The 7,307-nt window shown below is 49.4% G+C and carries 7 protein-coding genes; all 7 read left to right on the top strand.

The annotated features are described in order from the left end of the window. On the top strand, positions 1-1,243 hold a 1,243-nt coding region (locus tag Q0307_RS18800), incomplete at its 5' end, for a hypothetical protein (protein WP_298662840.1). Continuing rightward, entirely contained in the window at positions 1,236-2,090 is an 855-nt protein-coding gene (locus tag Q0307_RS18795; protein WP_298662838.1) for a restriction endonuclease subunit S, read from the top strand. The genes Q0307_RS18800 and Q0307_RS18795, both read left to right, overlap by 8 nt. Before the next feature lie 57 nt (positions 2,091-2,147). Beyond that, positions 2,148-2,417 carry a hypothetical protein gene (locus Q0307_RS18790; protein WP_298662836.1) on the top strand — a complete coding sequence of 90 codons (270 nt, stop codon included), beginning with the start codon at positions 2,148-2,150 and terminating at the stop codon, positions 2,415-2,417. Positions 2,418-2,570: 153 nt separating this feature from the next. Next, complete coding sequence (locus tag Q0307_RS18785) at positions 2,571-2,804, top strand: DNA-binding protein (protein WP_298662834.1); 234 nt, start codon at positions 2,571-2,573, stop codon at positions 2,802-2,804. After that, positions 2,804-3,229 carry a type II toxin-antitoxin system VapC family toxin gene (locus Q0307_RS18780; RefSeq protein ID WP_298662833.1) on the top strand — a complete coding sequence of 142 codons (426 nt, stop codon included), beginning with the start codon at positions 2,804-2,806 and terminating at the stop codon, positions 3,227-3,229. Before Q0307_RS18785 ends, Q0307_RS18780 begins: the two co-directional genes overlap by 1 nt. Continuing rightward, on the top strand, positions 3,230-6,511 hold the full coding sequence (locus Q0307_RS18775; protein WP_298662831.1) for an HsdR family type I site-specific deoxyribonuclease: 3,282 nt from the start codon (positions 3,230-3,232) through the stop codon (positions 6,509-6,511). Beyond that, on the top strand, positions 6,511-7,218 hold the full coding sequence (locus tag Q0307_RS18770) for a SprT family zinc-dependent metalloprotease (RefSeq protein ID WP_298662830.1): 708 nt from the start codon (positions 6,511-6,513) through the stop codon (positions 7,216-7,218). Before Q0307_RS18775 ends, Q0307_RS18770 begins: the two co-directional genes overlap by 1 nt. Positions 7,219-7,307: the final 89 nt, after the last annotated feature.

Genomic DNA, 7,307 nt, shown 5'->3' with positions numbered 1-7,307 from the left:
AACAATTGGACGGCCTGAAAAAAACCGTCCGACAATTTGTGTAGATACTTATGCTGATAAGGGGAGGTTAGGTGGGGTTTCTTCTAATGACATTGGAAACGGATACCTCGATTTTTCCCCGGCCTTGGAAGACAAGCGCGACATTGCCGATTTCGTCACTCACCATCACAGCGTGATGAGTCGCCACGCCGCTTTCATGCAAACGCTGGAAGACTGGTGGCAAGCCAATTTGCCGATTGTGGAAGCCTTGGCTCCTGATACGGACAATCAGGATGCACGTCCGCGCAATGTGTATGTGATGCGTACCGGCTTGTTGAGCAGTATCGAGCAGGCATTGGTGGGGCAAAACCTGCTGACCCGCTTTCAGGTGCGCGGGGCATTTGCCAATTATGTTGACCGTCTCAAGGCTGATTTCAAGTCGATTGCCGCCAGTGGCTGGGGGGCGGAACTGATCCCGGATGAGGACATTCTGCAAAGCCAGTTCCCCGATGTGTTGGCGGAACTGGAACAGGCGCAAAGCCGGATGGCGGAATTGCAGGCGTTGTTTGCTGCCGCCAGTGAGGAAGATTTTGAAGACACGGATGATGTGGGCGTGTTACCGGCGGATGAGGTGAGCAAAAAGAAAGACGACCTCAAGCAACATAATGCGGATTGGAAAGCGCAACTGAAGGCGGTCAAGGATTTAGCGGGTGATATGTTCACCGAGCTAAAAACGGCGGGATTGTTGCCCGTATCGGTGAAAAAAGGTGAATACTGCACCGAGGGTTTTAATGCCAAAGACCCGCAGTTTGCCAATGGGCAGCGGATTCTGGAGTTGGCGGCACAGGTGGAGTTTGTCAGTGAATACGCGGGTGCGTTGACGGCAGCGATGCAGCAGGGGCAGCATTTCTACCAGCGGGCGGCGAGTGTGGCGGTGAGTCTTGCGCGGCATACCGCGCTGGAAGACGAGCTGAAAGCCGTGCGGGCAACCATCAAGGGCATCGAAGGGCGGCGCGATGAACTGGTGGAAAGTGCGCGGCGCAAGATTTCCACCGATGAGGCGCGGCAGGTGATCATTGCCCGATTGCGGGCATTGCTGATGGATATTTACCAATCCTACTTGCGGGCGGAACAACGCGCCTGCATCAAAGCCATCGAAAACCTCTGGGCGAAGTACCGCGTCACCGCCCGCGAAATCGAAACGCAGCGCGACGCAGCCGCCACCCAACTGCAAGCCTTCCTAACGGAGCTAGGCTATGAGTGAAATACCCCAATGGAAAGAAGAAAACATAGGCAATAAGCTAAAACTGCTTAGTGGTTTTCCTTTTTTTTCGAGTCGATTTTCTACCGAAGAAGGAATGCCATTAATTCGTATTAGGGACGTACTAGACTCTAAAATCGAGACATATTACACAGGTAGTTATCTTCCTATGTATGTGATTCGGCAGGGCGATATTTTGATTGGTATGGATGGTGATTTTCATATTTCAAAATGGAACAATCAAGATGCCCTATTGAATCAACGAGTACTAAAAATTGAGGTTCTTGACTCTAATGAAATGGATTTGGAGTTTGTTTTTTATTGGCTGCAACCGTTTATTAAAAAGGTTAATGACATTACAGCCGCAACAACGGTTAAGCACTTATCGGTCAAAGATGTAAAAAAAGCCAAAGGAAAAATACCTAAAAAACCTATTCAAACTAAAATTGGTGTAATTCTATCTAATATCGACCGTGCTATCGAATCCACCCAAGCCCTGATCGAAAAATACCAGCTCATCAAATCTGGTTTGATGCACGACCTGTTTACCCGTGGCATCGGGGCAGATGGCAAACTGCGCCCACCGAGAGAAACCGCACCGGAGTTGTATCAGGAAACGGCGATTGGGTGGATTCCGAAGGAGTGGGGAGAGCTTGTAACACTGGAATCATTATTAGCTAATCTGCCTAATAACTTTAGGTGTGGCCCTTTTGGTAGTGCGTTATTAAAATCAGAACTCGTTGAAAATGGCATTCCTTTCTTGGGGATTGATAATATTCATATTGAAAAACTCAACGACAATTTCAAACGTTTTGTTAGGAGAAGCTGCGGAAGCAAAAAGCGGGGTTGATACACGATTTGCTGACCGGTAAGGTGCAGGTCAAGGTTGAAGATACGGAGGAAAACCATGCCTAAGAGCACCCCAAACCCACAAGGTGAATTCCTGCTCTACACAGTCCCCAGCGGAGCCATCAAAGTCGATGTGTTCTTTCAGGATGAAAGCGTATGGCTTACACAAAAAGCATTGACGGATTTGTTTGGCGTAGGTCGCCCTGCCATCACCAAGCACCTGAAAAACATTTTCGAGACGGGTGAGTTGGACGAAAATCTAACATGTTCCAAAATGGAACAAGTTGCCGATAACGGCAAAACTTACGAAGACCGCTCGCCTCATTGATGAGGCACGTCTTGGGTTGGCTCTTGAGCGTTTGCAACAATCACCGCTTTAAACCACCACCATTAAGGAAAATGCACAAAACAATCTTCGATTTTCAAAACAGCGATAGCAATGCTATCATTGGGCTATCAGAAGCAGCATGAGGTGACAACAATGGCTAATCTCATTGTAAGAAACATCAGCGATGAAATCGCTCAAGCATTAAAGATACACGCCAGTCGTGTGGGGATCAGCGCAGAAGCCGCCCACCGTCAAATTCTGGAACAGGTGCTGATGCGCCCCAAAAAGAAAAGCTTCCTTGATCTGTTGAAAGAGATGCCGAATGTCGGCAGAGACAGCGACTTTGAGCGGATTCAAAATGATGCAGCACCCGAAGTGTTTAGCTGATGTATTTACTGGACACTAATGTTATCAGCGAACTACGTAAAAAAGAGCGGATGAATCCCGGTGTGGCGCGGTTTGTAACACAAGCCCAAGAACAGGGTTCTGTCTGTTATCTCAGTGTGATTACGCTCGGTGAGTTACGCCGGGGTATTGACTTGATTTACCATCGCGGTGATCAGGAACAAGCCACAATACTGGAACGCTGGTTAACAACCGTGCTTGAAGAGTACAGCGAACAGATTCTGGATTTCGGTAGAGAAGAAGCCCAACTATGGGGGCATTTGCGCGTGCCGCACCCTGAAAATGCGCTGGATAAACAAATTGCCTCCACCGCGCTGATTCATGATCTGATACTCGTCACCCGAAATACCAAAGATTTTCAGTCAACCCGCGTCAAACTCTATAACCCGTTTGATGAAAACAATTAAATGAGCGAATACACCGAGGTTGAACAACCCTTTCTGCAACAGCTTGCCGCATTGGGCTGGACGAGCATCGACCAAGGTCAGGAAATCCCCCACGACCCCACGCAAAGCCTGCGCCGCCACTTTCGCCAATGGCTATTGCCTGAAGTCTTCCAGCAAGCGGTGACTGCCATTAACACAACCGCCGACGGTCAAAGCTGGTTAACTACAAAGCAGATTCAGGATTTAACCGACCAGATCAGCCGCCAGCCCAACAAAACCCTGCTGGAAGCTAATGAAGCCATCCAGAAACTGCTGTTCAAAGCGCAAGTGGATGTGAATGAAATCACCGGCGAACAAGACCCGGTGGTTAAGCTAATCGACTTTGCCCAGCCGGAAAACAACCAGTTTCACGCTATTAACCAGTTCCGCATCGACACCCCCGGCTGTGTCAAACAATTCATCATTCCTGACATTGTGCTGTTTGTGAATGGCATCCCACTGGTGGTGGTGGAATGCAAAAAGGGCGGTTCGCATTGCGCCAACCCAATGAGTGAAGCCTTTGAACAACTCCAGCGTTACCTGAACAAACGCAAAGCGACCTTGCAGGAGGGTTTGAAAGAGGGCGAACCACGCCTGTTCCATACCAATATGCTGCTAATCCGTAGTAGCGGTATGGAAGCCGATTGCGGCACGATTACCTCCGGCGAAGAGCATTTTTACCCTTGGAAAACCCAGTGGCCGCAAGCGGATAGCACCGCGAAAGGCATGAACCAACAGCAACAGCTTATCAACGGGATGTTGAATAAAGCCAACTTGCTGAACATGTTGCGCACCGCCACGGTGTTCATGGATACGGATGCAGGCCCGCGTATCAAGGTAGTGTGCCGTTACCAGCAGTTTCGTGCTGCTAACAAGATCGTGCAGCGGTTGCGTGAGGGTAACAATGCCGAAGCACGTAGCGGCGTGGTCTGGCATACCCAAGGTTCCGGCAAGAGTTTGACGATGGTGTTTGTGGCGCGAATGTTGCGGGCTTCTGGTGATTTGAGTGATTACAAGATCGTATTGGTCAATGATCGGGTCGATCTGGAAGATCAGCTTGCTAAAACCGCTACCCTGATTGGCGGGCGGGTCAATACCATCGAGAACCGCCGCGCCTTGCGCACTGAACTGTCCAGCGACAGCTCCGACATCACGATGGTGATGGCGCATAAATTCCAGATACGCGATGAAGCCATGCCGCTAAAAGTCGCCGAAGCTTTGGGTACTTATCAGGTGATTCCCACCGCCCAAACCTTTGGGGTCGTCAATGCATCCGAACGCATTGTACTGATGATTGACGAAGCCCACCGTACCCAAGGTTCGGATTTGGGTGACAATATTTTTGAAGCCTTTCCCAACGCCATGCGGATTGCATTTACGGGCACACCATTGATTACGGAGCGTCACGGCGAGAAAAAGACCTACAAGCGTTTTGGCAGTTACATTGATGAATACCGCCTGCTGGATGCGGTGGAAGATGGCACAACCTTACAGATTTTGTACGAAGGCCGTACCGCCGATGCCGCCCTGAATGACAAGCACGGCTTTGAAACCCAGTTTGAAAACCTGTTTAAAGACCGCACTGAAGCCGAACTGTTAGCCATCAAGAAAAAATACGGCGCGACCGGGGATTTGCTGGAGGCGGAAAAACGCATTGAGGCCATTACCAAAGACTTGGTAAAGCATTATCTGGAAAACATTTTCCCCAATGGTTTCAAAGCACAAGTGGTGTGCCATTCCAAGCTGGCAGCCGTGCGTTACCAACGGGCGATTGAAACAGCACTAGCAGACTATATTCACGGGCTGGAAGTGGCAGCAGCAACGGATAAGGAAAAAATCAAGCAACTGCAATGCCTCAAAGCCGCCGTGGTGATTTCTGGCGATGGTACTAACGAGGCGGCTTATATCACCGAGGCACGCAAACAAGCCAAAGCGTGGAATGCGGTAGAAAACTTCTGTAAGGACTTCGCCTTCGATGACCCGGACAAACCCCATACGGGCATTGCCTTCCTGATTGTGTGCGACATGCTGCTGACCGGCTTTGATGCACCTGTCGAGCAAGTCATGTACATCGACAAGAAAATCCGCGAACATACCTTGTTGCAAGCCATTGCCCGCACCAACCGAGTCAAAAAAGGTAAAAAACGCGGTTATGTAGTCGACTATATCGGTCTGACCGAAAACCTGACCGATGCGTTAACCCTGTATGCCGCGACGGATGAGCAACAGGAATTGCAGGCGGGTTTAAAGAATATCCATTCGGAAATTCCGATTCTGGAAGAACGCTACCAGCGGTTATTACAGCTTTTTTCCAGCCATAAGGTCGAAAAACTCCGAGAGTTTGTGCAAGGCAAACTGACTTCGGTGGAAACCGATGCCAAGGTGGTACATGAAGCCGTCAAGCTACTGAAAAATGAAAAAATCCGCGCTGATTTCGAGGTCTACCTGAAAAAATTCCTGATGAGCATGGATATTATCCTGCCGCACCCAGCAGCCCAGCCTTACCGGATTCCAGCCAAGCGTTTTGGCTATATCCAGCGCGTCACCAAGGAACGTTATAAGGATACCAGTCTGAATCTGGGGGATGCCGGGCAAAAGGTCAAAGACCTGATTAATGAACATCTGATCAGCCTTGGCATTAACCCCAAAGTGCCGCCGGTTGAGCTGTTATCTGAAGCGTTTATTGAAAGCCTGAACCAGCACGCCGCTGGCAATGCCGAAGCCAAAGCCAGCGAAATGGAACACGCCTTGCGCAAGCACTGCACGGTTCACCACAATGAAGACCCCGCGTTTTACCAAAGCATGGCAGAGAAAGTGGATAAACTGATTGACCAGTACAAGGATCAATGGGAAAAACTGGCGGAGGAACTGGAAAAATTGCGCTCTGTCACGCTGGAAGGGCGTAAGCAAGGCGAAGAGGGCATGAGCCGCGAGGCAACTACGTTTTTTGAACATATCGCCAATCAGGCATTCGAGCAGGGTAACGTGCCAGAAGCTGCGAAGCCTAAGATGAAACTATTAATGGAAGCCATCGTGGATAAGCTGCAACACAGTATTGGCAGCATGGATTTTTGGAAGAATGCCGACAAACAAAAACGCACGCGCAGCGAAATCAAAACGGCATTGACCCTGACTGGCATTCCTGCGCTGAAGGAACAGCGCGAACGCCTTGCGATTGAGATCATGAATCTGGCTAAGAATCGGCATGACTCACTGTTGCAAGGTTTCAACAAAACCGATAAGGATGATGAGGATAAACGCTGATGAATGCCCGTCGTATTCGAGACATTGATTACTATCTGTTGCCCGGTAGCCCACGCAAAACCACCGACATTGTGATCGAGCGTGATGGCACTGTCACCGTTAGGCCACCTGAGCATTACACACCTGAACAGGTCGATACAGTGGTGGACAGCAAGCGTCTTTGGATTTACCGCAACCTTGCCGAGTGGCGGTATTTAAACGCCAGCGCGGTAGTACGTAGCTGGGTGAATGGTGAATCCTTTCTGTACTTGGGGCGCACTTACCGGCTGGCACTGGTGGCAGATCAGGCGCAAGATTTGTTGCTTAAGGATGGGCGTTTTTGCCTCCATCGCCCTATTATTGAAACAGGTGGTGTCGAGGCGGCAAAACAGGCTTTCGAGCATTACTATACGCAAAAGGGACAACAGCGTTTTCAGGAGCGTGTTGGCTACTATGTCCCCAAGGTTGGCGTTTCTGCCAGCCTGATCAAGGTCAAAGACATGGGATTTCGTTGGGCAAGCTGTGGCGGGAATGGGCAACTCAACTTCCATTGGAAATGCATGATGGCTCCCCCCAAGGTGATTGATTACATTGTTGTGCATGAGCTATGTCACCTACATCATCAACACCATGATGATGCTTTCTGGAATGAAGTGGATAAAATCTTGCCCGATTACTGCGAGAGGAAAGAGTGGCTTAAAAAATATGGTGCGAGCCTAAATTTATAACACTATATCTAACTTAAGAAATCGAAACTTGGTATCCCCCTCTAACTCCAGTTATCATGCCAAGTTTTGCACACTCCGGAATATTTTTA

The sequence above is a fragment of the uncultured Thiothrix sp. genome, assembly GCF_937873765.1.
Classification (GTDB): domain Bacteria; phylum Pseudomonadota; class Gammaproteobacteria; order Thiotrichales; family Thiotrichaceae; genus Thiolinea.
The sequence above is the reverse complement of the archived record's forward strand: the minus strand, read 5'-3'. Positions and strand labels throughout refer to the sequence as shown.